This is a genomic window from Streptomyces sp. B6B3 (genome assembly GCF_039871525.1).
Lineage (GTDB): Bacteria > Actinomycetota > Actinomycetes > Streptomycetales > Streptomycetaceae > Streptomyces.
In genome coordinates this window covers 330,662-354,934 of record NZ_JBDPLU010000005.1, presented here as the reverse complement: position 1 = coordinate 354,934, position 24,273 = coordinate 330,662, and the positions used below count along the sequence as shown (strand labels likewise).

Here is a 24,273-nt window from a genome sequence, read left to right as displayed (position 1 = left end):
GCGTTACCAACCGTCACTTTCCGAAAAAACGTGCTCCGCGGGCACGCGCGATCAGGGTCCGATGTAGTCGTGCCGTATGCGTTCGGCCGGGATGCCCGAGGAGATCAGCGCCTCGACGCTCTTGCGCACCATCAGCGGCGGGCCCGACAGGAACCCGTCGAACTCCCGCCACGGCCCGAACTTGCGCACCGCCTCCGGCAGCTGCCCGGCGAAGCCACGGGTGCCGAACTCCGCGACCACCGGCCGCACCGACAGCCACGGGTGGCGCCGCTCCAGGTTCAGGAAGGCCTCCAGGTCGTACAGCTCCGCGTCCCGGTTCGCCCCGAAGAAGACCTCGACCGGCATCCGCATGCCCTGCTGGGCCACGTCCTCCACCAGCGCCTTGATCGGCGCTATTCCGGTGGAGCCGCCCACGCACAGCAGCCCTCGCCCCGTGCAGTGCTCCAGCGTCATCGAGCCGCCGGGCGGTCCCAGCCGCAGCACGTCGCCGCGGCCGGCCCGGTGCACCAGCGCGCGCGAGACCCAGCCCGCGGGCACCGCCTTGACGTGGAACGACAGAAGGCCGTCGGGCCGCGGCGAGCTGGCGAAGGAGTAGTAGCGCCAGGCCCGGGGCCACCACGGCGTCTCCACCGCGGCGTACTGCCCCGCCCGGTAGGGGTAGGGCTGGTCGGGGCGGACGGTGACCACGGCGACATCGCTGGTACGACGCTCGTGCGCGACGATCTCGGCGTGCCAGTACGCCGGCGCGCGGAGTTCGTCGTCGGCCGCGGCGTCGATCATCGTCTGGGAGATCTGCGTGTAGGCACGGACCCAGGCGCCCTCGGCCTCCGGGCTCCAGGTGCGGACGGCGTATCGCTCCAGGGCGGACATCAGGCACTCGCCGACCGCCGGATAGTGCTCCGACCTGGTGCCGTATTTGCGGTGGCCACGGCCCAGTTCGTTCAGATACTCCGTGAGTCCGGCCTCGTCGTCGATGCGTTCGGCGGCAGTCAGCAGCGCCCGAAAAATCCGGTCGCGCTGAGTATCCATGGCCGCCGGAAACATATCCCGCAACCCAGGATTATTGAGGAACAGCAGAGCGTAAAAGTACGAGGTCGCCTGATCCGCCACCGGCTCGATCTCGGCGAGCGTACGCCGAATTATGACGGCGTCGCGCGACGGCGACCGCCGTGCCTCACCGGCCGTGTTGCTGGTGGTGATGGCGGCGCCGTCGTCGGCCGATATCGCGGTCATGACCCTGCCTCGCCTCGATCCACCTTCCGGTCGCACAGCGTGTCAGTCTCGCCACTCGCCGGGAGCGAGTAACCGAAAACCCGCCTCCCACGACACGCTCCTCTCGTAAACTGGCGGACTTCGTGCTGCCCAGATGCGGAACTGACCCTACCGTTATACGGCTGAGACACAAGCCCTCTTCAGAAACGCGTGGTTCGTGCCGTTCCTGACGTTTCTTAAACTAGCGTGTGTGAACATCACCATGCGTCGGGCCACGGCAGCTGACGTGCCCGCGATCGTCGCCATGCTCGCCGACGATCCGCTGGGTGCCAACCGCGAGGACCCGGACGACCTCACCCAGTATCTGGACGCCTTCGCGCGCATCGAGGGTTCCACCGACCAGCACCTCATCGTCGCGGAGCGCCCCGAGCGACCGGGACACCTCGTCGGCACCCTGCAACTCGCCATCCTGCCCGGCCTGTCGCGCCGGGGCTCGTCCCGCGCGCTGATCGAGGCGGTGCGGGTGCACGCGGCGGAGCGCGGCGCCGGCCTCGGCAGCGAACTGATCCGCTGGGCGGTCGAGGAGTCGCGGCGCCACGGCTGCGCCCTCGTGCAACTCACGTCGGACGCCACCCGGATCGACGCGCACCGCTTCTACGAACGCCTCGGCTTCCGGGCGACGCACGTCGGCTTCAAGCTGATGCTCTGACCGTGTCCCCCGCGGCCGCTGCAAGAACCCCGGCCGCGGTCAGAGTCACCCGGCCCCCGTCCAGCCGGCCGGGTCGGCCCCGCCGGGCACCGGGGCGTCCGGATCGTAGGGCCGCCGCGTGAAGACGAAGGTGCCCAGGTCGAGATGGCTGACCCGGCCGTCGGGTCCGCGCACCGCGCGCAGCGTCTCGCCGGCGTAGTAGCCGGACTGTCCCAACCAGCCCTCGCCGTCCGGGGCCGGCAGGAACCGGGTGCCGCGGACCACCCCGCCCGCCGCCGGGCCCAGGGTCAACTCCCGCCCCGCGTGCAGCCACAGCAGATAGGCGAAGGTGCCCCAGAACCAGGTGCCGGTGAGCTCCAGCAGCTCCGGCTCGGCGTCCGACGCCGGCATCGGGCGCCAGGTCTCGGGCAGCGCGGGCTCGCGGTCGGCCACCTCCGCGAGCAACTCGGCGGCCAGCGTGCCGGCCAGCGGCCCCGATGTGGCGTTGGCCACGGCCACGGCGGCGAGCCCGTCCGCGGGACTGGTCCACAGCCCGGCGAGGAAGCCGGGCATGGAGCCGGTGTGCCCGGACAGCAGCCTCCGCTCGCCCCCGACGTCGCGGCGCGCCAGCTGCATGCCGAGCCCGTACGCGGCGTCCCAGTCGCCGGCCTCGGGGGCGACGGCCGGCGCCCGCATCTCGGCCAGGCTCTCGGCCCGCAGCACGGCGTCGTCGCCGGCGAGGAGGAAGGCCCCGAACGTCGACAGGTCGGCGACCGTGGACCACAGCTGTCCGGCCGGCGCCATCCGCCCGGTGTCCACGGCCGGTTCCGGCTGGCGCGCGTCCGCGTACGGGTGCACCGCCCAGCCGGTGGCGTGCGGGGCCACCGGCGCGGCCGTGGTGCGGTCCATGCCGAGCGGCAGCAGCACCTCCTCCCGTAGTACGTCGAACCACGGCTCGCCGCGCAGCTTCTCGACGAGGGCGCCGAGCAGCGCGTAGCCCGGGTTGGAGTAGTGGTGGCGCCGCCCGGCGGGGTGCTTCCGCGGGGCGTCCCCGAAGATGTCGGCGAGCTCCGGGCGCAGCTCCCCCGGCGTGCGCTCCCACCAGGGGCCGCGCGATTCGGAGGCCAGGCCGCCCGAATGCGCGAGCAGCTGCGCGACGGTGGCGTCGGAACCGTGCGGGGCGTCCAGATGCGCGCCCAGCGGATCGCCGAGGTCGAGCAGTCCCTCGTCGCGCAGCCGCATCACGGCCACCGCGGTCAGCGTCTTGGTGATCGAGCCGATGCGGTACTGCACGTGGGCGGCGTCGGCCTCGGGCACGTCGGGGGGCAGCTCGCCGCGGGAGGCGGTCCACACCCGGCGACCTCCCCCAGGCCCGGAGGCCCTGGGTGGTGCCCCCATGCGCACCACGGCCGCCACCATCGACGGGCCGCGGCCCTCGGCCTGGGCGGTGGCCAGCCGGTGCAGCAGCGCCCTGGCGGTGCCCGCCAGAAGCGGTGCGGGCCGTGCCGCGTCGGTGCGGTCCGGATCGGATGCTGCGGAGAAGTCGTCGGAGAAATCGGCGGAGAGACGCGTCATGGCACCCAGCGTTATCCCGAGCCGCCCGCCCCGCGCCACCGATTACCCCGCGACGCCCCGACTACTCGACGGCGAGTAGCGACGGTTACTCCCACCGGCAGACGACCCGACGGCGGCGCGACGGGACCGTTGAGGGCATGACACAGCTACCGCGCCCCGTCCGCCGGGGCTTCCTCATCGCGCACGTCGTCACCTCGGTCGGCTGGCTCGGGCTCACGCTGTGCCTGCTGGTCCTGGCCGTCGCCGGGGCGACCGCCGAACGGGCCACGGCCGACGCCGCGTACCTGGCCATGGGGATATTCGGCGACTGGCTGCTGGCGCCGCTCGCGCTGGCCAGCATCGGCACCGGCCTCGTGCTCTCCGTCGGCACACCCTGGGGCCTGCTGCGGCACCGCTGGGTGGTGGTGAAGCTGCTCGTCTCCCTGGTCGCCGCCACCGCCTCGCTGCTGGCGTTCAGGACGAGCATCAACGAGGCCGCGGACGCGGTCGCGGCGGGGGAGCGGGTGACGGACGCCTCGTCGCTGCTGGCGCCGCCGTGCGTCTCGTTGACGCTGTACCTGTTCCTCACGGCCGTCTCCTACCTGAAGCCGTGGGGGCTGACCCGGCGCGGGCAGCGGCACCGCGAACGCGAGCGCCGGGAACGGCTCGCCGCGCGCGACCGTGGGCAAAAACCACTCGCCGCCGCCTCCCCCGGTCGGCCAGGCTGAGGGTCGTGACGACCTCCGACGCCGCCCGCGCCGCCACTCGTACCGCCGCTGATGCCCCCGCTCGTACGGCCGCTGGTACCGCCGCCCGTACCGACAGCCTGGGGACAGCTCCCAGACGTCCCGAGGCCTGGGCGGCGACCTGCCGCGTCCGCCGCCTCACCGTGGCCGACCTGCCGGACTGCCTGGACCTGGCCGCGGACCGGGGCTGGAGCCGCGAGGAGGGCAGATGGCGGCTGCTGCTCAGCGCCGGCCAGGGCTTCGGCGTGGACGCCCCGCCGGGGGACGCCGCGGGCGGCCTGATCGCGTCGGTCGTCGCCACCCGCTATCCCGGCCTGGACGGCGGTCCCGGCCTCAGCTGTCTGGGCATGATGCTGGTCGCCCAGCGGTACGCCCGCCGCGGCCTCGGGCTGCGGCTGATGCGGCATGTCATCGCCGCCGAGCGGGACGGCGGCGCGGCGGCCATGTTCCTCACCGCGACCGAACAGGGCCGGCCGCTGTACGAGCGGCTCGGCTTCGTTCCGCTCGGCAGCCTCGGCACGCTGCGCGGGCACCTCGCCGCCGGGGCGGCGCCGACCACGCCGCCCGGCGCGGCGACCATCCGCCCGGCCACCGCCGCGGACCTGCCGGCCGTGCTCGCCTACGACCGGTCCGCGTTCGGCGCCGACCGCACCGCGCTGCTGACCCGGCTGCCCTCCTTCGCCGACCAGTTCCTGGTGGCCGAGTCCGCCGCGCCTGCCGATTCCACCGAATCCACCGGGTCGGCGGCGGCCCGGCGGCTGACGGGGTTCGCCGCCGCCTGGCCCAACGTCGCCAGCACCGTGATCGGGCCGGTGGTGGCCGACGATCCGGACACCGCCCTGGCCCTGGTCTCCCGGCTGGCCACCGGCGCCCCCGCCGGGACGCCGGTCCGCTTCGACGCCGACGCCCGACAGCCGGAGCCGGCCGGCTGGTTGCGCGCCCACGGCCTGGTCCCCTACGGATCGCCGGTCACCGTGATGGTGGACGGCCTGCCCGCCCTCCCCGGTGACGCCGGCCGCCGCTTCGCCCCGTACTCCCTCGCCCTGGGCTGAGGCCGGCTCCACGAACCGCTGCCGACCCGCGCGCCCCGCTAGGGTGGATGGTGCGGAGGAGGAGTGCGATGACGCGTCCGGAACCGGGCCTCGCGCGGGGCTGGTGCGCCCTGTCTGCCCTGCACGACCGGATCGAGGCACATGTGGAGCGCGCCCTGCAGACCGGGCACGGCCTGAGCGTGCGGGAGTACTCGGTCCTCGACGTGCTCGGCCGGCAGCGCCCCCGCGACGGCGGCCATCTCCGGATGAACGAGCTGGCGGACGCGGTCGTGCTGAGCCAGTCCGCCACCACCCGGCTGGTGAACCGCCTGGAGGAGCGCGGACTGCTGACCCGCGATCTGTGCCCCACCGACCGACGCGGCATCTACACGGAGGTCACCGACGCCGGCCGCCGGCTGCTCGCGGAGGCCCGCCCGACCAACGACGCCGCTCTCGCCGAGGCCCTCGACCGGGCCGAACGACGGCCCGAACTGGCGCCCCTGGTCACCGCCGTCCGCACCCTGGAGCACCGGCCGCCGGCGGCGCCGGGCGCCGCCTGAACGCGTCCGATTCGTTCAAGACCGCCGCGGGGACCGCCGCCTAGCCTTCCGGGCATGACTCCTCGATTCGACCTCATCGGCATCGTCACCGACGACCTGGCCGCCTCCCTCGCCTTCTACCGCCGCCTCGGCCTCGACATCCCCGACGGCGCGGAACGGGAGCCGCACGTGGAGGCGACGCTGCCCGGCGGCCTGCGCATGGCCTGGGACCCCGTCGAGACCATCAGGTCCTTCAACCCCGACTGGGCCCTGCCGCCCCGCGGCCAGTCCCGGGTGGGCCTGGCCTTCCTGTGCGACGGCCCCGCGGAGGTGGACAAGCTCCACGCGGAGCTCACCCAGGCCGGCTACGACTCGGAGATGGCGCCCTTCGACGCGCCCTGGGGCATGCGCTACGCCGTGCTCCTCGACCCGGACGGCAACGGCGTCGACCTCTTCGCCCGCCTCGACCAGCAGGACTGAACCTTGGACTGAGCCTGGACCGAACGTGGACCGAACGTGGACCGCGCCCGGACCGAACGACATTCAACGGGAGCGGGCTGGCCTAGCGGGCGCCCGCGCGGCGGACGAGCGCGCTGATCGGCGCCCCGGCCAGGTCCCGCACCTCGCGGGACAGATGGGCCTGGTCCGCGTAGCCGCTGCGCGCCGCGACCTCGGCCAACCGCACCCCGCCGCGCGCCAGGCGCAGCGCCCGCCGCATCCGCAGCACCCGCACCAGCGTCTTCGGCCCGTACCCGAACGCGGCCCGGCTGCGTCGCCGCAGCTGCCGCTCGCTCAGGCCCAACTCCCAGGCCATTCGCGCCACGTCGAGACCGGCGTCCGCGGCGGCGACCACCGCCGCCGGCCAGGGGGTGCCGCCCGGGGCCGATTGACCCGCGGGGAGCAGTTCGGGACGCGGCGCCCCGCGCAGCCGCCGGACGGCCAGTTCCTCCAGCACCGTCCCCGGGTCCGCGCCGTCGGCGATCCGCTCCGCCGGCCCGGCCACCTCGGACGCGGACCATACCGCGGCCAACGGCACCCGCTGGTCGGTCAGCTCGCAGGCCGGCAGCCCGAAGAACGCGGGCCCGGTGCCGGGCGGGAACCGCAGCCCGACGCACCGCGCCCCGTCCACCCGCGGCACCATCAGCGCCCGGGTGTCGGGACCGGCCACCACCAGCTCCCGCCGGCCGGGGCCCTCCCACCACATCACGTCCATGCACCCGTCGGGCAGCACCCGGCCCGCGTCCCCGCCCACGTCGAGGGCGTTGGACCACACCGCCGCGCCCCCGATGCGCGAGGGCCTCTCCCGGTACACACCTGCCAGCATGACACGCTGCCGGCATGCCCCACCCAACATCCCGCCTCGGCCTGATCGCCCTCGTGGTGGACGACTACGACGAGGCCATCGCCTACTACACCGGCGTCCTCGGCTTCGAACTGCGCGAGGACTCACCGCACGCCGACGGCGGCGGCAAGCGCTGGGTGGTCGTCGCCCCTCCCGGTTCCGGCGAGGGCGCCACCTGCCTGCTGCTGGCCCGCGCCGTCACCGACCACCAGCGCTCCCGGGTCGGCGACCAGACGGGGCGCCGGGTCGGTTTCTTCCTCTACACCGAGGACTTCGAGGCGTACTACCGGCGCCTCACCGACGCCGGCGTCACGATCGAGAAGCCGCCCTGGGACGAGCCGTACGGCACGGTGGCCGTCTTCCGGGACCTCTACGGCAACCGCTGGGACCTGGTCCAGCCCGCCGCGGGCTGACCGCGCCCCCACTCGTAGCGCACCCGTACCCGTACCCGTACCGCGCCGTCCGGCGCCGTCGCACGGCCGGGGCAGGGGGTTGTGCCGGGGCCCGGCGTCCCGTAGACCGGGGCCATGACCGGCACCTCCGCCTCCGCCCCGGCGCCCGCGCCCGGCCCCGTTCCCTCCTGGTACTTCCGCGAGTACGCGCCGGTCGGCGTCGATCTCGGCAGCGCCGACGCCGTGGCCGACTTCGACCGCAACCAGGGCACCGACCCGGCAGCCGACGACGCGCTGCTCGACCGGCTCGGCGTCACCGCGGGGACCCGCCTGGTCGACATGGCCTGCGGCACCGGCTCGCTCGTCGTCCGGGCCGCGCTGCGCGGCGCGGAGGCGCATGGGGTCGACGTCTCCCCCGAGATGCTCGGCTTCGCCCGGCGCCGCGCCGCGGCCGCCGCCCCGCCGGCGACCCCGGGCTGGCACCACGCAGGATTCCTGGACCACGTCCACCCCGCCGACCGGCCGGCCGACGTCGTCACCACCAAGTCCGCACTGCACCAGCTCCCCGACTTCTTCAAGCAGCAGGCGCTGCGCCGCATGGCGGCGATGCTCCGCCCCGGCGGCACGCTGTACCTCTGGGACGTCATCTTCAGCTTCGACCCCGACGACGCGGACGCCGAGGTGGCGCGCTGGCTCGACGCCGCGGGGCGGCCGGCGGGCGAGGGCTTCACCCGGGAGGACTTCGAGGTGCACGTCCGCGAGGAGTTCTCCACCTACGCCTGGATCATCGAGGGCATGCTGGAGCGCGCCGGCCTGGAGATCACCGATCGGGCCCATCCCCGCCACACCCACGCCGAGTACGTCTGCCGCCGTCGCTAGGGCACGTCTGTTTCGGAACACCCCTGGAACGCCGCCGTCCTGGAACGCCGCCGTCCTGGAACGCCGGCGGCCTGGAACGGCCCGTCCTGGAAGGTCTAGGACGCCGCCGCGTCGCGGCCGGCGACCACGCCGTGCCGGTGGTGGTCCAGCAGCAGGGCCAACAGCCGGGTCAGCTCCTCGCGTTCCGCCACGGACAGCGGCACCAGCAGCGCGTCCTGCGCGGCGGACAGCGCCTCCTCCGTCCGGGTCAGCTGCCGTATCCCGCCCGCGGTGATGGTGATGACGTTGCGCCGCCGGTCCGCCGGGTCGGGGGTGCGCACCACCTGGTCCCGCTCGGTCAGTTCGTTGATCGCCGCCACCACGTCGCTGCGGTCGATCCCGCACCGCCGGCCCAACGCGGCCTGGCTCGCCGGCCCGAACTCCGCGAGGGCGGCCAGCAGCGCGTAGTGGTAACGCCGGGCGCCGGTCGCCGCGAACGCGTCCCACACCAGCCGCCCGGCCTGCGTCGCCGTCTGGGTGATGAGCCAGCTCGGCAGGGAGCGCAATCGCACGGGCGCACGATCGTCAGCAGCCGTGTCCATGGGCATGACCCTAACAACGACCGGCGCCACACCAGCACCTCTGATTTGACCCGCGTACCAACTCAGGTGAACCTAACCCTGTACGTCGAGGTGAGGAGTGTCCGTGTCCGAGGATCGATCCAGGGCCCGCAGCCGGCAGACACACCAGGGCAGGGTGCTGCGCACCTCCCGGGTCACCCCCCACATGATCCGCGTGGTGCTCGGCGGGGACGGGCTGCGCGACTTCGCCACCGGCTCCTACACGGACCACTACGTCAAGCTGGTGTTCCCGGTGCCGGGCGTCAGCTACCCGGAGCCCTTCGACGTGGCCGCCATCCGCCGCGACCTGCCGCGCGAGCAGTGGCCCACCACCCGCACCTACACCGTCCGCGTCTGGGACCCCGACGCCCGGGAGCTGACGATCGACTTCGTGTACCACGGCGACCAGGGCCTCGCCGGTCCCTGGGCCGCGGCCGCCCGGCCCGGCGACACGCTCCACCTGACGGGGCCCGGCGGCGGGTACGCTCCGGACCCCGACGCCGACTGGCACCTGATGGTCGGCGACGAGAGCGCGCTGCCCGCGGTCGCCGTCGCCCTGGAGGCGCTGCCGGCGGGCGCCGTGGCCAAGGTCTTCCTGGAGATCGCCGGCCCCGAGGAGGAGCAGAAGATCCTCTCCCACGGCGACGTCGAGATCATCTGGCTGGACCGCGGCGACCGGCCCGCCGGCACCACCCTGGTGCCGGCCGTCACGGCCGCCGACCTTCCCCCGGGCACGCCCCACGCGTTCGTGCACGGCGAGGCCCACTTCGTCCGGGACCTGCGCCGACACCTCCGCCACGAGCTGGGCCTGAACCGCGAGCGGATGTCCGTCTCCGGGTACTGGCGACGCGGCGTCACCGAGGACGGCTGGCAGGCGGGCAAGGCCGAGTGGAACCGCCAGATCGAACGCGACCAGGACGGCGCGGAGTAGCCGCCGCCCGTCACCTCGCGATGCGGGCTTCGATGCCGTCGAGCAGGAAGTCGAGACCGATCCGGAAGGTGCGGTCGGCGTCCAGATGGGCGGCGTCGCGCACCACCCGGGCCAGCGCGGGGAATCGCCCGGTGGCGAAGGTCCGCTCCAGATAGGGCCCCAGGGAGACCTGCCAACGCCGCTCGTCCATCCCGGTGGCCCGCTCGGCACGCCGCTCGGCGATCTCCCGACGCACCGCGCCGATCACGTACGCGTCGACCGCGGTGACCATCGGCATGACGTCGTCCACGTCAACGCCGTCCAGCGCGGCCACCACGGCCTCTCCCCTGGCCAGCGCGTGCGGGCCGAGCTGCGGTCGGCCACCGAGCAGATCGGCGAGCCATTCGTGCTCGTGAGCGGCCTGCCGGGTGGTTTCGGCAAGAGACCGCAGCACCTCCCGCCAGCCGTCCCCGACCGGCCGGATCTCGGCGTGCACCGCGTCGACGATGAGGTCGAGCAGCTCCTCCTTGCTGGCGATGTGGCTGTACAGCCGCATCGGCCCGACGCCCAACGCGGTGGCGACCTTGCGTAGCGACACCGCCTCCAGGCCGTCCGCGTCGGCCAGCCGGATCGCCGCCCGGACGATCCGCTCCCGGTCCAGCGGGGCCGGCACGGGTCGCTTCGGTGGCTCCGGCCTCTCCCACACCAACATGCCGGCAACGGTACATCGAGCGATACGGCGTATCGGCAACTACGGCGTATCGAGGCCGGCCGGCATGGCGCGACTCAGAAGCCGCCCTCCATGTTCACGAAGCGGGAGTAGTGCCCCTGGAACGCCACCGTGATCGTGGCCGTCGGGCCGTTCCGGTGCTTGGCCACGATCAGGTCCGCCTCCCCGGCCCGCGGCGACTCCTTCTCGTACGCGTCCTCCCGGTGCAGCAGGATCACCATGTCGGCGTCCTGCTCGATGGATCCACTCTCCCGGAGGTCGGAGATCATCGGCTTCTTGTCCGTCCGCTGCTCGGGTCCACGGTTCAGCTGGGAGAGCGCCACCACCGGCACCTCCAGCTCCTTCGCCAGCAGCTTCAGGTTCCGCGACATCTCGGAGACCTCCTGCTGCCGGCTCTCGGGGCGGCGGCTCGCGCCCGTCTGCATCAGCTGCAGGTAGTCGATGATGATCATCTGGAGCTCGTTCCGCTGGCGCAGCCGCCGGCACTTGGCCCGGATCTCCATCATCGACAGGTTCGGCGAGTCGTCGATGTACAGCGGCGCCTCGTTCACCTCGGCCATCTTCCTGGCCAGCCGGTTCCAGTCCTCGTCCGTCATGCTGCCCGACCGCATGTGGTGCAGCGCCACCCGCGCCTCCGCGGACAGCAGCCGCATGGCGATCTCGTTCCGCCCCATCTCCAGCGAGAAGATCACGCTCGGCAGCTTGTGCCGGATCGAGCAGGCGCGGGCGAAGTCCAGGGCCAGCGTCGACTTTCCCATCGCGGGACGGGCCGCGATCACGATCATCTGGCCCGGGTGCAGGCCGTTGGTCAGCGAGTCCAGATCGGTGAAGCCGGTGGGCACACCGGTCATCTCGCCGCTGCGGTTGCTGATCGCCTCGATCTCGTCGAGGGCGCCCTCCATGATCTGACCCAGCGGCAGATAGTCCTCCGTGGTGCGCTGTTCGGTCACCGCGAAGACCTCGGCCTGGGCGGAGTCGACGATGTCGTCGACGTCGCCGTCCGCCGCGTACCCCATCTGCGTGATCCGGGTGCCGGCCTGGACCAGGCGGCGCAGCACCGCGCGGTCCCTGACGATCTCCGCGTAGTACTCCGCGTTGGCCGCCGTCGGCACCGTGTTGACCAGGGAGTGCACGTATCCGGGGCCGCCGACCTTGGACAGCTCTCCGCGCTTGGTCAGCTCGGCGGAGGTGGTGATCGGGTCGGCCGGCTCTCCCTTGGCGTAGAGGTCGAGGATGGCGGCGTAGATCGTCTCGTGCGCCGGCTTGTAGAAGTCGGGGCCGCGCAACACCTCCACGACGTCCGCGATGGCGTCCTTGGACAGCAACATGCCGCCGAGGACCGACTGCTCCGCCGCCAGGTCCTGCGGCGGCACCCGCTCGAAGGCGGCGCGCTCGCCGTCGTCGGGATAGCCGTCGGGCTCGGCCTCACCGCTCTCCATGCCTCTCCCCGGCCGGCCCTCGGCGCTCTGTCGGGGCCGGGCCACCGGCATCGGGCCGCCTCGCTGGGTCCCCTCCCACGACGGTCCCCTGTGCTCCAGATCCGTCACCGCCCCGCCTCCCTCCAGGCCGCCCCAACGCTAAGCGTGGACACGGTCCTTCCTACGCCACGGCACTGACACTCGGTCGCCAGCCATGGGTTACGGCGCGTCGAGAAGGATCAGAAGCGCGGGGAACGCCGAGGCGAGCGGGAACCAACGCTAAGGGGCAGGCGGGGAGGGGCCCAACCAAGTTATCCACAGGCTATGTGGACATCAGACCGGCGCCTGTGGAAGACCGGGCGATTCCTGTGGACGAAGCGGGGGACGACGCTGTGGACGACTCGACCAAGATCGCCGAGAAGGCCCACTGAGCTGCGCAAACACCGTCCACCGGCTGTGGGCGAAAAAAACCTGGGCCCACTCGGCAAGATCACCGCGACATCGGCGAACCGACACGCCGTCAGCTCCCCGAAGTAAGGGGTCAATTTCCCTTGCATCTATTACCTGTGGATGTTTGGATCGAAGCCATGTCACCGTCGTCGCGGAGCGCCAGCACACCTACGCACAGTGACCGGAGCGGGCGGTCCCAGGGCGGCTCCGGGAGCATGCGCCGGCACGACCGGGAGATCCTCGCGCTGGCCCTGCCGGCCTTCGGCGCCCTGGTCGCCGAACCGCTCTTCCTCATGGCCGACAGCGCCATGATCGGCCATCTGGGCACCGCCCAGCTCGCCGGGCTCGGCGTCGCCGCCGCCCTGCTCACCACCGTCGTCAACGTCTTCGTCTTCCTCGCCTACGCCACCACCGCCGCCGTCGCCCGCCGGCTGGGCGCCGACGATCTGCCCGGCGCCCTCCGGCAGGGCGTGGACGGCATCTGGCTGGCGCTCCTGCTCGGCGCCGCGCTGGTGGCCGTCACCATCCCGGCCGCGCCCGCGCTCGCCGAGTCCTTCGGCGCGTCCGCCAACGCCGCCCCGCACGCCATCACCTACCTGCGGATCAGCGCCCTCGGCATCCCCGCCATGCTCATGGTGCTCGCCGCCACCGGGGTGCTCCGCGGCCTGCAGGACACCCGGACCCCGCTCTACGTCGCGATCGCCGGCTTCGCGGTCAACGCCGCGCTCAACGCCGTCTTCATCTACGGCTTCGGCTGGGGCGTCGCCGGCTCCGCCTGGGGCACCGTGCTCGCCCAGTTCGCGATGGCCGCCGCGTACCTGCGGGTGGTGGTCCGCGGCACCCTCCGGCACGGTGTCTCGCTGCGGCCGACCACCGCCGGCGTCCGGGCCAGCGCCCGGGCCGGGGTGCCGCTGCTGGTCCGCACCCTCTCGCTGCGCGCGGTGCTGCTGGTGGCCACCGCCGTGGTCGCCCGGATGGGGGACGCGGAGATGGCCGCGCACCAGCTCACGCTCACCGTCTGGACCCTGCTGGCCTTCGCCCTGGACGCCATCGCCATAGCGGGACAGGCGATCATCGGCCGCTATCTGGGGGCCGAGGACGCCGCGGGGGCGCGGGCCGCCTGCCGTCGGATGGTGTTCTGGGGCGTCGCCTCCGGCGTGCTGCTCGGGCTGCTGACCGCGGCGACCAGCCCGCTGCTGCTTCGGCTGTTCACCGGGGACGAGTCCGTGCGCGAGACGCTGCTGCCGCTGCTGCTGGTGGTGGCGGTCACCCAGCCGCTCGCCGGCGCGGTGTTCGTGCTGGACGGCGTGCTGATGGGTGCGGGCGACGGACCGTACCTGGCCTGGGCGATGCTGCTGACCCTGGCGGTGTTCGTCCCGGTGGCGCTGCTGACGCCGGACCGCGGCGGGGTCACCGCGCTGTGGTGGGCGGTCGCCGGGCTGATGATGGCCACCCGGCTGGTCACCCTCGGACTGCGGGTGCGGACCGGCCGCTGGCTGGTCACCGGAGCGGTCCGGGCCTAGGGCGGGCTCACCGGAGCGCCGTCCGCCCAGCCCGGATCGCGGCTGTGCCCGCGACGCCGGGGCGTCGCGGGCGCGGCGCGTTACTTCGCGGCCTCCACCTGGACGCCGATGCTCGCGACCACCTCGGGGTGCAGCCGGATGGTGATCCGGTGCGCACCCAGGCTCTTGATCGGCGTGCTCAGCTCGATCCGACGCTTGTCCACGTCGGGACCGCCGGAGGTCCTCACCGCCGAGACGATGTCCGAGGGCGTGACCGAGCCGAACAGCCGGCCACCGGTGCCCGCGCGGACCTTCAGCCGGACGGTGACGCCCTCCAGCTGGGTCTTGATCTCGTTGGCCTGCTCGACCGAGGCGATCTCGCGGGACTTGCGGGCCCGCCGGATCTGCTCGACGTCCTTCTCCCCGCCCTTGGTCCAGCGGATGGCCACCTGGCGCGGGAGGAGGTAGTTACGGGCGTACCCGTCCTTTACCTCGACGACGTCACCGGCGGTGCCCAGACCGGGAACCTCGCTGGTCAGGATGATCTTCATGACGCTGTGTCACCCTTCCGTGTCAGCGAGCGGTCGAGGTGTACGGCAGCAGCGCCATCTCCCGGCTGTTCTTCACGGCCGTGGCGACGTCACGCTGGTGCTGGGTGCAGTTGCCGGTGACCCGGCGGGCACGGATCTTGCCGCGGTCGGAGATGAACTTCCGCAGCAGGTTCGTGTCCTTGTAGTCGACGTACTTGATCTTTTCCTTGCAGAACACGCAAACCTTCTTCTTCGGCTTGCGCGCGGGCGGCTTCGCCATGGTCTCTCTCCGTGAGTTCGAGCAGAAGTCTCGGTCAGAAGGGCGGCTCGTCCGAATAGCCGCCGCCAGAGCCACCGCCCCAGCCGCCACCGCCACCCTGGCCACCCTGGCCGCCGCCCTGCTGGCCGCCGGCCGGCGCGCCGGTGGCCCAGGGGTCGCCGGCGGGGGCGCCCTGCTGGCCGCCGCCGCCCTGGCCCTGGCCCCAACCGCCGCCACCGCCGCCGCCCTGCTGGCCGCCCCGACCCGTGGTCCGGGTGACCTTGGCCGTGGCGTTGCGCAGGCTGGCGCCGACCTCGTCCACCTCCAGCTCGAAGACCGTGCGCTTGATGCCCTCACGGTCCTCGTACGACCGCTGCTTGAGGCGGCCCTGGACGATGACGCGGGTCCCCTTGGTCAGGGACTCCGCGACGTTCTCCGCGGCCTGCCGCCAGACCGAGCAGGTCAGGAACAGCGACTCGCCGTCCCGCCACTCGCTGGTCTGGCGGTCGAAGACGCGCGGGGTGGACGCGACGCGGAACTTCGCGACCGCCGCACCGGATGCGGTGAAGCGCAGCTCGGGGTCATCGACCAGATTGCCGACGACCGTGATGACGGTCTCGCCTGCCATGGTGGTACCTCTCGGCGGGGGTAACTGCTGATGCTGCGATGATTACGTATGGCTCTGACAGCGGGCCCGGACTCGGGCCCCCGATGACCGCGAGGGCTTCAGTGGGTGTCGGGGCGCAGGACCTTGGTCCGCATGACCGACTCGTTCAGGTTCATCTGCCGGTCGAGCTCCTTGACCACGGCGGGCTCGGCCTGGAGGTCGATGACGGAGTAGATGCCCTCGGGCTTCTTGTCGATCTCGTATGCCAGGCGGCGACGGCCCCAGGTGTCGACCTTCTCGACCTTGCCGTTGGCCTCGCGGACCACGGACATGAAGGTCTCGATCAGGGGGGCGACAGCGCGCTCCTCGAGATCCGGGTCGAGGATGACCATCACCTCGTAGTGACGCATGCGAAAACCCACCTCCTCTGGACTCAGGCGGCCACGGACGATCCGTGGCAGGAGGGTCGTGATGCGATCCGTCAGTGGACGGACAGTACACCGTACCCGCCCTTGTCCTTCCGGTTGAAATCGGGCGAGCCAGGGGACACCCTGGACACGTCGGGTATCCGCGGCACTACGGTGACGCCCGCGACGGCGCCGCCGTTCGTCGCCTTCCGTCAGGAGGCGTGCATGACACAGGCAGCGCATCACGGTCCCCTCTCCTTCCTCAACACCGACGGCCGTTCCCATCCGGTGGAGAACGCCTTCGCCCTGGTCACGCTCCTGCTGGGCGCGATCGCCGCGCTGACGGCGATCTCCCCCGGACTGCACGTGGTCAGCAGCTGGGTCGGCCTCGTCGGCATCGCCACGGGCGGCTGGGGACAGATGATCTCCGCGACCACGGCGGAACGCTTCGTGCTCGTGATCGGGCTCGGCGCGGCCGCCGTCGGCTTCTACCTCGGCGTGGCGCACGGCGGCCTTTACGGCTAGACGTCCGACCAGGCATTCGGTTAGGTGTTCGGCTAGCTGGACGCCGTCCTCGGGCTCACCCCGGCGCGTCCCACGGCGTCCCCGGCGCCGTTAGGCTTCGGCGAGACCCTGCGATCGACCCGCGGGACAACGGCGGAGGAGCGCCCCGAATGAGCCTGACCCTGAGGACCATCAGCCGTGAGCAGCACCTGGCGTACATCCGCTCGCTGCCCTCGGCCAGCCACATGCAGGTGCCGGCCTGGGGTGACGTCAAGGCGGAGTGGCGCACGGAGTCGCTCGGCTGGTTCGACCTCTCGGAGCGCCAGGTCGGCGCCGGGCTGGTGCTGTACCGGCAGTTGCCCAAGGTGAAGCGGTACCTGGCGTACCTGCCGGAGGGTCCGGTGATCAACTGGTTCGCCCCGAACCTGGACGAGTGGCTCAAGCCGATGCTGGCGCATCTGAAGAAGCAGGGCGCGTTCTCGGTGAAGATGGGGCCGCCGGTGATCATCAGGCGCTGGAACGCGGCGGCGGTCAAGGCCGGGATCCAGAGCCAGGAGGCGAAGCGGCTGCGGAACGTGGAGGCCACCTTCCTGGAGCCGAAGGCGTTCGAGGTGGCGGACCAGCTGCGGCGGATGGGCTGGCAGCAGGGCGAGGACGGCGGGGCCGGCTTCGGGGACGTGCAGCCGCGCTACGTCTTCCAGATCCCGCTCCGCGGCCGGACGTTGGACGAGGTGCACAAGGGCTTCAACCAGCTGTGGCGCCGGAACATCAAGAAGGCGGAGAAGGCCGGCGTCGAGGTGGTGCGAGGGGCCTACGACGACCTCCCGACGTGGCAGGCGTTGTACGAGACCACGGCGGAGCGCGACAAGTTCCGTCCGCGCCCCCTGGCCTACTTCCAGCGCATGTGGCGGGTCCTGAACGAGGAGGACCCGGACCGGATGCGGCTCTACTTCGCCACCCACGAGGGGGAGGCGGTGGCGGCGGCGACCATGCTGATCGTGGGTGGCCACGTGTGGTATTCGTACGGTGCGTCCGCCAATCACAAACGGGAGGTGCGGCCGTCGAACGCCATGCAGTGGCGCATGCTGTGTGACGCCCACGCGATGGGCGCGGACGTGTACGACCTGCGAGGCATCGGCGACTCGCTGGAGGAGAGCGACCATCTCTTCGGCCTGATCCAGTTCAAGGTGGGCACGGGCGGCGAGGCGGCGGAGTATCTCGGCGAGTGGGACTTCCCGCTCAACAAGCTGCTCCACAAGGCGCTGGACATCTACATGTCGCGTCGCTGACGGACGCGGCGGCCGACCAGCACAACATCCGCAACAGCAGGGCACAGCACAACCCAGCACGACACAGAGAGGGTCTCCCCGGCCATGGCGCTCACCCTTTACGTCGACACCGAACGCTGGCGGGCGCACCAGCGGGCGGTCCTGGCTGACTTCCCCGATCTGGTGCCGGTGTGTAAGGGCAACGGCTACGGGTTCGGCCACGACCGGCTCTCCGAGGAGACCACGCTGCTGGGGTGCGACATCCTCGCGGTGGGCACGACGTACGAGGCGGCGCCGATGAAGGACCGCTTCGGCGGCGACCTGCTCGTGCTGACGCCCTACCGGCGGGGCGAGGAGCCGGTGCCGCTGCCCGACCGGGTGATCCGCACCGCGTCCTCGGTCGACGGCGTGTACGGGCTGGTCGGGTCCCGGGTGATCGTCGAGGTGATGAGCTCGATGAAGCGGCACGGGGTGACGCCGCGGGACCTGGGGAAGCTGCAGGCCGCGCTGGACGACGTGCGTCTGGAGGGCTTCGCCATTCACCTGCCGCTGGACCGCACCGACGGCACGGACGCGGTGGAGGAGGTCATCGGCTGGATGGACCGGCTGCGGGCCGCCCGGCTGCCGCTGGACACGATGTTCGTCAGCCACCTGACCTCGGAGGAGCTCGCGCGGCTCCGGCAGCAGTTCCCGCAGACCCGGTTCCGGGCGCGGATCGGCACCCGGCTCTGGCTGGGGGACCACGCGGCGACGCAGTACCGCGGCGCGGTGCTCGACGTGACGCCGGTGGCGAAGGGCGACCGGTTCGGGTACCGGCAGCAGAAGGCGCCGGGGGACGGCTGGCTGGCCGTCGTGGCCGGCGGCACCTCGCACGGGGTTGGCCTGGAGGCGCCGAAGGCGCTGCACGGGATGACCTCGCGGGCCAAGGGGATGGCGCGGGCGGGGCTGGCGACCGTGAACCGCAACCTCTCGCCGTTCGTCTGGGACGGCAAGCAGCGGTGGTTCGCCGAGCCGCCGCACATGCAGGTGTCGATCCTGTTCGTCCCGGCGGAGGCCCGCGGGCCGAAGGTGGGCGACGAGCTCCAGGCGATCCTGCGGCACACGACGACGCAGGTGGACCGCCTGGTGGACGGCTGAGTCCCCCACGGTCCACACACGACCCGAACGGGCCGCCCGCGCCACCGATGTCGGTGATGCGGGCGGCCCGTGACGTCTCTCGCGGCGCGAAGTGCCTGGGCGGCGCCCCCGTCGGCGTCCGTTCGCCGGTACGGCGCCCAGGCCGGCCACACCCAGCCCCACACGGCCCCGCCAGCCCTCACGAAGCGACCACTCAGGACGGCCGCGGTGCCCGCGCGAAACGCCCCACGCTGCCGCCCGAGCCCTCCATGCGACCGCCTCCGACACAACGCCCCGGGTGACCGCGCCCAGGCCTCGATGCCGTTACTCCCGGCCGCGACGCGCCGCTGACCGCGGCGGTTGCTTGGCCCGGCCGGCGACACCCCGGAGGGCCGCGCCGGATGCCCGGTGCGGCACCCCGGCGGCGGCGTTGCGCGTTCGTCGACCGCGGTGCCGACCGAGGTCTCGTGCCGGGCGCGCTCGCCGGCCGCGGGCTCCGCGCGGGCAAGCGCTCAGCGCCTAGCTCTCGATCTCGCCGCGGATGAACTTCTCCACGCTCTCCCTGGCCTCGTCGTCGAAGTACTGCACCGGCGGCGACTTCATGAAGTACGAGGAGGCCGACAGGATCGGGCCGCCGATGCCGCGGTCCTTGGCGATCTTCGCCGCGCGCAGCGCGTCGATGATCACGCCCGCGGAGTTCGGCGAGTCCCAGACCTCCAGCTTGTACTCCAGGCTCAGCGGCACGTCGCCGAAGGCGCGGCCCTCCAGCCGGACGTACGCCCACTTGCGGTCGTCCAGCCACTGCACGTAGTCGGACGGGCCGATGTGCACGTTCTTCTCGCCCAGGTCCCGGTCGGGGATCTGCGAGGTGACCGCCTGCGTCTTGGAGATCTTCTTGGACTCCAGCCGGTCGCGCTCCAGCATGTTCTTGAAGTCCATGTTGCCGCCGACGTTCAGCTGCATGGTGCGGTCCAGGACGACGCCGCGGTCCTCGAACAGCTTGGCCAGCACCCGGTGCGTGATGGTCGCGCCGACCTGGGACTTGATGTCGTCCCCGACGATCGGCACGCCGGCGGCGGTGAACTTGTCCGCCCACTCCTTCGTACCGGCGATGAAGACGGGCAGCGCGTTGACGAAGGCGACACCGGCGTCGAGGGCGCACTGGGCGTAGTACTTGGCGGCGTCCTCGGAGCCGACCGGCATGTAGCAGACGAGGACGTCGGCGCGGGACTCGCGCAGGGCCGCCACGATGTCGACCGGACGCTCGTCCGACTCCACGATGGTCTCGCGGTAGTACTTGCCCAGGCCGTCGTGGGTCTCGCCCCGCTGCACGGTCACGCCGGTGGGAGGCACGTCACAGATCTTGATGGTGTTGTTCTCGCTGGCGCCGATGGCGTCGGAGAGGTCGATGCCCACCTTCTTGGCGTCGACGTCGAAGGCCGCCACGAACTCGATGTCCGAGACGTGGTAGTCGCCGAACTGTACGTGCATCAGACCCGGGACCCGGCTGTCCGGGGTGGCGTCCTTGTAGTACTCGACGCCCTGGACCAGCGATGCGGCGCAGTTGCCCACGCCGGCGATGGCTACGCGAACCGAACCCATTCCGGTTGCTCCCTGTGTTCTCGGCAAGACCCCGCTGGTCTCGCGGGGTGGTCAGTTGTCGTTCTCGTCGGACGGTGATCGCTCGTCGCGTTCGGGCGTGGCGCCCCGTCCTCGTTGATCGTTTCGATCGCGCCCTTCCCGCTCGCTCTCGATGAGCTCGTTGAGCCAGCGGACCTCGCGTTCCACGGACTCCATGCCGTGGCGCTGCAGTTCGAGGGTGTAGGTGTCCAGCTTTTCTCGGGTGCGGGCCAGTGAGGCGCGCATCTTGGCCAGCCGCTCCTCCAGCCGGCTGCGGCGCCCTTCCAGGACCCGCATCCGCACGTCGCGGGAGGTCTGGCCGAAGAAGGCGAAGCGCACGCCGAAGTGCTCGTCCTCCCAGGCGTCGGGGCCGGTCTGGTCGAGCAGCTCCTCGAAGCGCTCCTTGCCCTCGGCGGTGAGCCGGTAGACGATACGGGCCCGCCGGCCGGCCAACGGGGCCCTGGAGTCCTCGGCGCCGCTCCCGGTCTCCTCGGCCAGCCATCCCTGGCGTACCAGTTCCTTCAGGCACGGATAGAGCGATCCGTAGCTGAAGGCGCGGAAGACGCCGAGCGAGGTGTTGAGCCGCTTCCGCAGCTCGTACCCGTGCATCGGGGACTCGCGCAGCAGGCCGAGAACGGCGAACTCCAGGACCCCGGAGCGTCGGCTCATCAGGGGGTCACCTCCGTTCCCATCCGTTCTCGTGGTCCGTCCCGTACGGTGTGTCGCTTGGATGCATTGGGGCGATGCATCGCCCCAATGCATCGTCTCAATGCAACAGTCCGATGCAACGGCTCGATGTATCGCCTCGATACATCTCCACGATAGAGGGCGCTCGGCCGTTCCGGCAAGCACGGGCCACTTTTCCCACCTCGACCCCTGCGATATGCACCAAATAACCGCTACTCCAAGAAAGATGGCGCTTTGCCGATGCGTAGTCTGGGCCCGTGCAGAACGCCGCCGCCGGGAACCACGTGACGCCTGTGGTCGTCTTCGTTCCAGGTGCCGTATGCCCGCAGCCGTATCGGGGGAGCGGGCGTGCGCCGGGGGACTGGAAGCCAGCAGAATCACCTGCCGACAGCAGCGTGCCGTGTCTGTCCGAGGAGTAGCTGTCCCATGAGCGAGCACCGCCGCAAGCCGCCGCAGTCACGCGGCCGCCGCGCAGCGCCGCCGTCCGGCAGGCGCGCCGCTTCGCACTCCGGTCCTCCGCCGCCCCCGGCACCTCCGCCGGGGGCGGCCTCGGAGCGGCCCTACGGCAGCCGTGCCGAGGCCCGGCGGGCCATGCAGCGCGGCGGGCGCCGCCGCGCGGCGAGCGCCGCCGAGGGCGTCGGCTCCGCCGTCGGCGGTGGCCGGCGGCGCCGGGCGGCGCCGGTGAAGCGGAAGCGCTTCATCGACTATCCGCGTTCGGGCTATCACGGTCTGCGACGCTGGGTGCCGTCCTGGAAGCAGGTGATGGGCACCACCCTGATGTTCCTGGGCTCGCTGATCGGCCTGGTCGGCATCGCCTACGCGATGATCGACATCCCGGACGAGAACGAGCTGGCGCTCTCCCAGAGCAACGTCTACTACTGGGCCAACGGCGACCAGATGTACACGGAGGGCGGCGACGGCGGGCTGAACCGGCAGAACGTCGAGCTCGCCAACATCCCGTCGGCCTGCCAGGACGCCGTGGTCGCCGCCGAGAACGCCACCTTCTGGGAGGACTCGGGTATCGACCCGATCGGCATCGGCCGCGCCGTGCTGAACATGGCGCGCGGCGGCGACGTGCAGTCGGGCTCGACCATCACCCAGCAGTACGTGAAGAACACCTACCTGACGGCGGACCAGACGCTCAGCCGGAAGGCCAGGGAGCTGCTGCTGTCGGTGAAGGTGGGCGCCACGCAGACCAAGGAGGACATCCTCGAGGGGTACTTCAACACCTCGTACTTCGGGCGCGGCCAGACCTACGGCATCCAGGCCGCGGCCCAGGCGTACTACGGCAAGGACGCGGCCGACCTGAGCGTCAGCGAGTGCGCGTACATGTCGGCGGTGCTCAAGGGCGCCGGCGACTACGACCCCTTCGTCGCCGGCGGCGACGAGCCGAACGAGACCATCCAGCAGCGCGCCGAGGACCGGTGGTCCTGGGTGCTGGACCGGATGGTCGAGGTCGGCTCGTTGAACGGGGGCGACCCGCTGACGGCCGCGCAGCGGGACGAGATCGTCAACGAGGGCTTCCCGATGCCGAACCCGCTGACTCCGCCCCAGGAGAAGGCCGGGCAGATCGGGTACCTGGTCGAGCTGGCCAACAACTACCTGACCCTGAACGACATCGTCAGCGAGGAGGAGCTCGCCCGCGGCGGGTACCACATCACGACGACGTTCAACGAGGGCCTGGTCAACCAGATGCAGGCCGCCGTCGAGCAGGTCAGCGAGGACAACCTCGACCCGGAGAACCGGGAGGAGGACGAGTTCGTCCAGTTCGGCGGCGCCTCGGTGGTCCCGGGCGACGGCGCGATCGTCGCGATCTACGGCGGCGAGGACTACCTGGAGCACTACGTCAACAACGCCAACAGCCCGGGCGCCCAGGTCGGCTCGACGTTCAAGCCGTTCGTGCTCGCGGCGGCGCTGAGTGAAGGCGTGCGGGACCCCGAGAAGGACGCCGACCAAGACCACGACGACCGGACGCAGATCTCCCTGGACAGCGAGTACGTCGGCACGGACGGGCTGGAGATCAAGAACTACGACGGCTCCACCTGGGTCGGCGAGGATCCGGAGACCGGCGAGGAGTTCACCTGGGAGCAGGCGAACTTCGAGGGCGGCAGCTACCCACAGATCAGCCTCAGAGAGGCCATCGAGGTGTCGGCCAACTCCCCCATGGTCCAGCTCGGCATGGACGTCGGTCCTGACACCGTGGCGGAAGCGGCCGTCAAGGCGGGGCTACTGGAGCCGAGCCTCGGCCCGCACGACGACACCGTGCCGTCCTTCGCCCTCGGCGTCTCCACCCCGGGACCGATCCGGATGGCGTCGGCCTACAGCACCTTCGCCGCCTCCGGCGAGCAGGCCGATCCGTACTCGGTGGAGAGCGTCGAGAACAGCGGCACGAACTTCGCGTGGGAGCACGACGACGACCCCGAGCTCAGCAAGACCGAACAGGTCTTCGATTCTGACGTGGCGGACACCGTGACCGAGGCCCTCGTCGGCGTCGTCGAGGGCGACGAAGGCAGCGGCCAGGGAGCCCAGGAGATCGGCATCCCGTCGGCGGGCAAGACCGGCACCACGGACGAGAACAAGAGCGCCTGGTACGTCGGCTACACCAAGGAGCTCTCCACCGCGATCGGCATGTGGCGCCTCCCCGACTCGGACGACATTCCGGAGGGCGAGACTCCGGAGTTCATGTCGATGTACGGCACCGGCGACCTGGTGGGCGGTCGGGTCAACGGCGGTTCGTTGCCGCTGGACGTCTGGGTCGCCTTCATGGGTGAGGCCACCGCCGGCGACGATCCCGAGGAGTTCCGCGACGTCCCGGACATCAACGAGATGTACTACGGCCCCGGAGCCAGCGCTCCGCTGCCGGACCTGCCGGTCGAGGACACGCCGGATCCCGAGGAGACCCCCGACCCCGAGGAGACCCCCGACCCCGACCCGACGCCCACCGAGCCCGATCCGACGCCCACCGAGCCCGACCCCACCGAGACCTGCGAGCCGTGGGACCTGGAGTGCACCGCCGGCGGCTCGGACGCGGGCGGCACGGACGGCGGCACCGACGAGGGTACGGACGCGGGCACCGACGAGGGCACGGACGAGGGCACCGACGAGGGCACCGACGTCGGCACCGACCAGGGCGCCACGGAGGGCGATTCCGGAGACTCCGGGGCCATCTGGGGACGGGGCGACGGCTCGGACAGCGGCTGATCCCGGCACCCCGACGGGGTGACCTCGACCGCGGAGGGGCGGTGGCGTGTGAGCACGCCACCGCCCCTCCGGCGTTCGTCGG

The 24,273-nt window shown here is 71.9% G+C and carries 25 protein-coding genes; 13 read left to right on the top strand and 12 right to left on the bottom strand.

Annotation, left to right across the window (positions count from 1 at the left end; all coding sequences use genetic code 11):
* Window positions 1-51: 51 nt before the first annotated feature.
* Window positions 52-1,233 (bottom strand): globin domain-containing protein, encoded by a 1,182-nt coding sequence (locus ABGB06_RS14075; protein WP_347588929.1) that lies wholly within the window; start codon window positions 1,231-1,233, stop codon window positions 52-54.
* A 241-nt stretch (window positions 1,234-1,474) separates the two neighbouring features.
* Here ABGB06_RS14075 and ABGB06_RS14070 point away from each other — a divergent pair, with 241 nt between their 5' ends.
* Window positions 1,475-1,921 carry a GNAT family N-acetyltransferase gene (locus ABGB06_RS14070; RefSeq protein ID WP_347589196.1) on the top strand — a complete coding sequence of 149 codons (447 nt, stop codon included), beginning with the start codon at window positions 1,475-1,477 and terminating at the stop codon, window positions 1,919-1,921.
* 45 nt (window positions 1,922-1,966) lie between these two features.
* Here the strand turns inward: ABGB06_RS14070 and ABGB06_RS14065 are convergent, their stop codons facing one another.
* On the bottom strand, window positions 1,967-3,475 hold the full coding sequence (locus tag ABGB06_RS14065) for a serine hydrolase domain-containing protein (RefSeq protein ID WP_347588927.1): 1,509 nt from the start codon (window positions 3,473-3,475) through the stop codon (window positions 1,967-1,969).
* A 137-nt stretch (window positions 3,476-3,612) separates the two neighbouring features.
* Here ABGB06_RS14065 and ABGB06_RS14060 point away from each other — a divergent pair, with 137 nt between their 5' ends.
* The 4 genes from ABGB06_RS14060 (at window position 3,613) to ABGB06_RS14045 (ending at window position 6,250) form a co-directional block, all read left to right on the top strand.
* The gene (locus ABGB06_RS14060) at window positions 3,613-4,182 is read left to right on the top strand and encodes a DUF2269 domain-containing protein (RefSeq protein ID WP_347588925.1); all 570 of its coding nucleotides are present in this window, start codon (window positions 3,613-3,615) and stop codon (window positions 4,180-4,182) included.
* 5 nt (window positions 4,183-4,187) lie between these two features.
* Window positions 4,188-5,252, top strand: coding sequence for a GNAT family N-acetyltransferase (locus ABGB06_RS14055; RefSeq protein WP_347588923.1), 1,065 nt, complete (start codon window positions 4,188-4,190; stop codon window positions 5,250-5,252).
* Between the two features lie 68 nt (window positions 5,253-5,320).
* Complete coding sequence (locus tag ABGB06_RS14050; RefSeq protein ID WP_347588921.1) at window positions 5,321-5,791, top strand: MarR family transcriptional regulator; 471 nt, start codon at window positions 5,321-5,323, stop codon at window positions 5,789-5,791.
* A 54-nt stretch (window positions 5,792-5,845) separates the two neighbouring features.
* Complete coding sequence (locus tag ABGB06_RS14045) at window positions 5,846-6,250, top strand: VOC family protein (protein ID WP_347588919.1); 405 nt, start codon at window positions 5,846-5,848, stop codon at window positions 6,248-6,250.
* 82 nt (window positions 6,251-6,332) lie between these two features.
* Here ABGB06_RS14045 and ABGB06_RS14040 read toward each other — a convergent pair whose 3' ends face one another.
* Window positions 6,333-7,082: a helix-turn-helix domain-containing protein gene (locus ABGB06_RS14040; protein ID WP_347588917.1), complete on the bottom strand. Its 750-nt coding sequence runs from the start codon at window positions 7,080-7,082 to the stop codon at window positions 6,333-6,335.
* A 26-nt stretch (window positions 7,083-7,108) separates the two neighbouring features.
* Here ABGB06_RS14040 and ABGB06_RS14035 point away from each other — a divergent pair, with 26 nt between their 5' ends.
* Together ABGB06_RS14035 and ABGB06_RS14030 are read left to right on the top strand one after the other, a co-directional pair.
* Complete coding sequence (locus ABGB06_RS14035) at window positions 7,109-7,525, top strand: VOC family protein (RefSeq protein WP_347588915.1); 417 nt, start codon at window positions 7,109-7,111, stop codon at window positions 7,523-7,525.
* 114 nt (window positions 7,526-7,639) lie between these two features.
* On the top strand, window positions 7,640-8,383 hold the full coding sequence (locus ABGB06_RS14030) for a methyltransferase domain-containing protein (protein WP_347588913.1): 744 nt from the start codon (window positions 7,640-7,642) through the stop codon (window positions 8,381-8,383).
* Between the two features lie 95 nt (window positions 8,384-8,478).
* Here the strand turns inward: ABGB06_RS14030 and ABGB06_RS14025 are convergent, their stop codons facing one another.
* Entirely contained in the window at window positions 8,479-8,934 is a 456-nt protein-coding gene (locus tag ABGB06_RS14025; RefSeq protein WP_347588911.1) for a MarR family winged helix-turn-helix transcriptional regulator, read from the bottom strand.
* Between the two features lie 133 nt (window positions 8,935-9,067).
* Here ABGB06_RS14025 and ABGB06_RS14020 point away from each other — a divergent pair, with 133 nt between their 5' ends.
* A complete protein-coding gene (locus ABGB06_RS14020; RefSeq protein ID WP_347588909.1) occupies window positions 9,068-9,913 on the top strand; it encodes a siderophore-interacting protein in 846 nt (281 codons plus the stop codon).
* A gap of 10 nt (window positions 9,914-9,923) precedes the next feature.
* Here the strand turns inward: ABGB06_RS14020 and ABGB06_RS14015 are convergent, their stop codons facing one another.
* Entirely contained in the window at window positions 9,924-10,604 is a 681-nt protein-coding gene (locus ABGB06_RS14015; protein ID WP_347588907.1) for a TetR/AcrR family transcriptional regulator, read from the bottom strand.
* Between the two features lie 74 nt (window positions 10,605-10,678).
* Window positions 10,679-12,061 carry a replicative DNA helicase gene (gene dnaB / locus ABGB06_RS14010; RefSeq protein ID WP_347588905.1) on the bottom strand — a complete coding sequence of 461 codons (1,383 nt, stop codon included), beginning with the start codon at window positions 12,059-12,061 and terminating at the stop codon, window positions 10,679-10,681.
* 644 nt (window positions 12,062-12,705) lie between these two features.
* Here dnaB and ABGB06_RS14005 point away from each other — a divergent pair.
* Window positions 12,706-14,013 (top strand): MATE family efflux transporter, encoded by a 1,308-nt coding sequence (locus ABGB06_RS14005; RefSeq protein ID WP_347588903.1) that lies wholly within the window; start codon window positions 12,706-12,708, stop codon window positions 14,011-14,013.
* 80 nt (window positions 14,014-14,093) lie between these two features.
* On the opposite strand, the gene rplI is transcribed toward ABGB06_RS14005, so the two are convergent.
* The 4 genes from rplI to rpsF all read right to left on the bottom strand — a co-directional run bounded on the left by rplI (window position 14,094) and on the right by rpsF (window position 15,798).
* Window positions 14,094-14,543: a 50S ribosomal protein L9 gene (gene rplI, locus ABGB06_RS14000; protein ID WP_347588901.1), complete on the bottom strand. Its 450-nt coding sequence runs from the start codon at window positions 14,541-14,543 to the stop codon at window positions 14,094-14,096.
* A gap of 22 nt (window positions 14,544-14,565) precedes the next feature.
* A complete protein-coding gene (gene rpsR / locus ABGB06_RS13995; protein WP_027765513.1) occupies window positions 14,566-14,802 on the bottom strand; it encodes a 30S ribosomal protein S18 in 237 nt (78 codons plus the stop codon).
* Between the two features lie 34 nt (window positions 14,803-14,836).
* Complete coding sequence (locus ABGB06_RS13990; RefSeq protein WP_347588898.1) at window positions 14,837-15,409, bottom strand: single-stranded DNA-binding protein; 573 nt, start codon at window positions 15,407-15,409, stop codon at window positions 14,837-14,839.
* A 98-nt stretch (window positions 15,410-15,507) separates the two neighbouring features.
* Complete coding sequence (rpsF, locus tag ABGB06_RS13985; RefSeq protein ID WP_347588896.1) at window positions 15,508-15,798, bottom strand: 30S ribosomal protein S6; 291 nt, start codon at window positions 15,796-15,798, stop codon at window positions 15,508-15,510.
* Between the two features lie 222 nt (window positions 15,799-16,020).
* On the opposite strand from rpsF, the gene ABGB06_RS13980 reads away from it, so the two are divergent.
* The 3 genes from ABGB06_RS13980 (at window position 16,021) to ABGB06_RS13970 (ending at window position 18,704) form a co-directional block, all read left to right on the top strand.
* Window positions 16,021-16,320, top strand: coding sequence for a hypothetical protein (locus tag ABGB06_RS13980; protein WP_347588894.1), 300 nt, complete (start codon window positions 16,021-16,023; stop codon window positions 16,318-16,320).
* A 149-nt stretch (window positions 16,321-16,469) separates the two neighbouring features.
* Window positions 16,470-17,588 carry a peptidoglycan bridge formation glycyltransferase FemA/FemB family protein gene (locus ABGB06_RS13975; protein WP_347588892.1) on the top strand — a complete coding sequence of 373 codons (1,119 nt, stop codon included), beginning with the start codon at window positions 16,470-16,472 and terminating at the stop codon, window positions 17,586-17,588.
* Between the two features lie 84 nt (window positions 17,589-17,672).
* Entirely contained in the window at window positions 17,673-18,704 is a 1,032-nt protein-coding gene (locus ABGB06_RS13970) for an alanine racemase (protein WP_347588890.1), read from the top strand.
* 498 nt (window positions 18,705-19,202) lie between these two features.
* On the opposite strand, the gene ABGB06_RS13965 is transcribed toward ABGB06_RS13970, so the two are convergent.
* Both ABGB06_RS13965 and ABGB06_RS13960 read right to left on the bottom strand, forming a co-directional pair.
* Window positions 19,203-20,285 (bottom strand): inositol-3-phosphate synthase, encoded by a 1,083-nt coding sequence (locus ABGB06_RS13965; RefSeq protein WP_347588888.1) that lies wholly within the window; start codon window positions 20,283-20,285, stop codon window positions 19,203-19,205.
* A 51-nt stretch (window positions 20,286-20,336) separates the two neighbouring features.
* Window positions 20,337-20,972 (bottom strand): PadR family transcriptional regulator, encoded by a 636-nt coding sequence (locus tag ABGB06_RS13960; protein ID WP_347588886.1) that lies wholly within the window; start codon window positions 20,970-20,972, stop codon window positions 20,337-20,339.
* A 444-nt stretch (window positions 20,973-21,416) separates the two neighbouring features.
* Between ABGB06_RS13960 and ABGB06_RS13955 the strand changes: the two genes are divergently transcribed.
* The gene (locus ABGB06_RS13955; protein WP_347588884.1) at window positions 21,417-24,191 is read left to right on the top strand and encodes a transglycosylase domain-containing protein; all 2,775 of its coding nucleotides are present in this window, start codon (window positions 21,417-21,419) and stop codon (window positions 24,189-24,191) included.
* The last annotated feature ends 82 nt before the right edge of the window (window positions 24,192-24,273 follow it).

What these genes read in the sequence shown, in the direction of transcription:
- rpsR (WP_027765513.1), bottom strand. Translation starts at nt 14,802, where the DNA reads ATGGCGAAGCCGCCCGCGCGCAAGCCGAAGAAGAAGGTTTGCGTGTTC.
- ABGB06_RS13965 (WP_347588888.1), bottom strand. Translation starts at nt 20,285, where the DNA reads ATGGGTTCGGTTCGCGTAGCCATCGCCGGCGTGGGCAACTGCGCCGCA.
- ABGB06_RS14070 (WP_347589196.1), top strand. Translation starts at nt 1,475, where the DNA reads ATGCGTCGGGCCACGGCAGCTGACGTGCCCGCGATCGTCGCCATGCTC.
- ABGB06_RS14015 (WP_347588907.1), bottom strand. Translation starts at nt 10,604, where the DNA reads ATGTTGGTGTGGGAGAGGCCGGAGCCACCGAAGCGACCCGTGCCGGCC.
- rpsF (WP_347588896.1), bottom strand. Translation starts at nt 15,798, where the DNA reads ATGCGTCACTACGAGGTGATGGTCATCCTCGACCCGGATCTCGAGGAG.
- ABGB06_RS13990 (WP_347588898.1), bottom strand. Translation starts at nt 15,409, where the DNA reads ATGGCAGGCGAGACCGTCATCACGGTCGTCGGCAATCTGGTCGATGAC.
- ABGB06_RS14050 (WP_347588921.1), top strand. Translation starts at nt 5,321, where the DNA reads ATGACGCGTCCGGAACCGGGCCTCGCGCGGGGCTGGTGCGCCCTGTCT.
- ABGB06_RS13960 (WP_347588886.1), bottom strand. Translation starts at nt 20,972, where the DNA reads ATGAGCCGACGCTCCGGGGTCCTGGAGTTCGCCGTTCTCGGCCTGCTG.
- ABGB06_RS13970 (WP_347588890.1), top strand. Translation starts at nt 17,673, where the DNA reads ATGGCGCTCACCCTTTACGTCGACACCGAACGCTGGCGGGCGCACCAG.
- ABGB06_RS14065 (WP_347588927.1), bottom strand. Translation starts at nt 3,475, where the DNA reads ATGACGCGTCTCTCCGCCGATTTCTCCGACGACTTCTCCGCAGCATCC.
- ABGB06_RS13980 (WP_347588894.1), top strand. Translation starts at nt 16,021, where the DNA reads ATGACACAGGCAGCGCATCACGGTCCCCTCTCCTTCCTCAACACCGAC.
- ABGB06_RS13975 (WP_347588892.1), top strand. Translation starts at nt 16,470, where the DNA reads ATGAGCCTGACCCTGAGGACCATCAGCCGTGAGCAGCACCTGGCGTAC.
- dnaB (WP_347588905.1), bottom strand. Translation starts at nt 12,061, where the DNA reads ATGGAGAGCGGTGAGGCCGAGCCCGACGGCTATCCCGACGACGGCGAG.
- ABGB06_RS14075 (WP_347588929.1), bottom strand. Translation starts at nt 1,233, where the DNA reads ATGACCGCGATATCGGCCGACGACGGCGCCGCCATCACCACCAGCAAC.
- ABGB06_RS14005 (WP_347588903.1), top strand. Translation starts at nt 12,706, where the DNA reads ATGCGCCGGCACGACCGGGAGATCCTCGCGCTGGCCCTGCCGGCCTTC.
- ABGB06_RS14030 (WP_347588913.1), top strand. Translation starts at nt 7,640, where the DNA reads ATGACCGGCACCTCCGCCTCCGCCCCGGCGCCCGCGCCCGGCCCCGTT.
- ABGB06_RS13955 (WP_347588884.1), top strand. Translation starts at nt 21,417, where the DNA reads ATGAGCGAGCACCGCCGCAAGCCGCCGCAGTCACGCGGCCGCCGCGCA.
- ABGB06_RS14045 (WP_347588919.1), top strand. Translation starts at nt 5,846, where the DNA reads ATGACTCCTCGATTCGACCTCATCGGCATCGTCACCGACGACCTGGCC.
- ABGB06_RS14060 (WP_347588925.1), top strand. Translation starts at nt 3,613, where the DNA reads ATGACACAGCTACCGCGCCCCGTCCGCCGGGGCTTCCTCATCGCGCAC.
- rplI (WP_347588901.1), bottom strand. Translation starts at nt 14,543, where the DNA reads ATGAAGATCATCCTGACCAGCGAGGTTCCCGGTCTGGGCACCGCCGGT.
- ABGB06_RS14035 (WP_347588915.1), top strand. Translation starts at nt 7,109, where the DNA reads ATGCCCCACCCAACATCCCGCCTCGGCCTGATCGCCCTCGTGGTGGAC.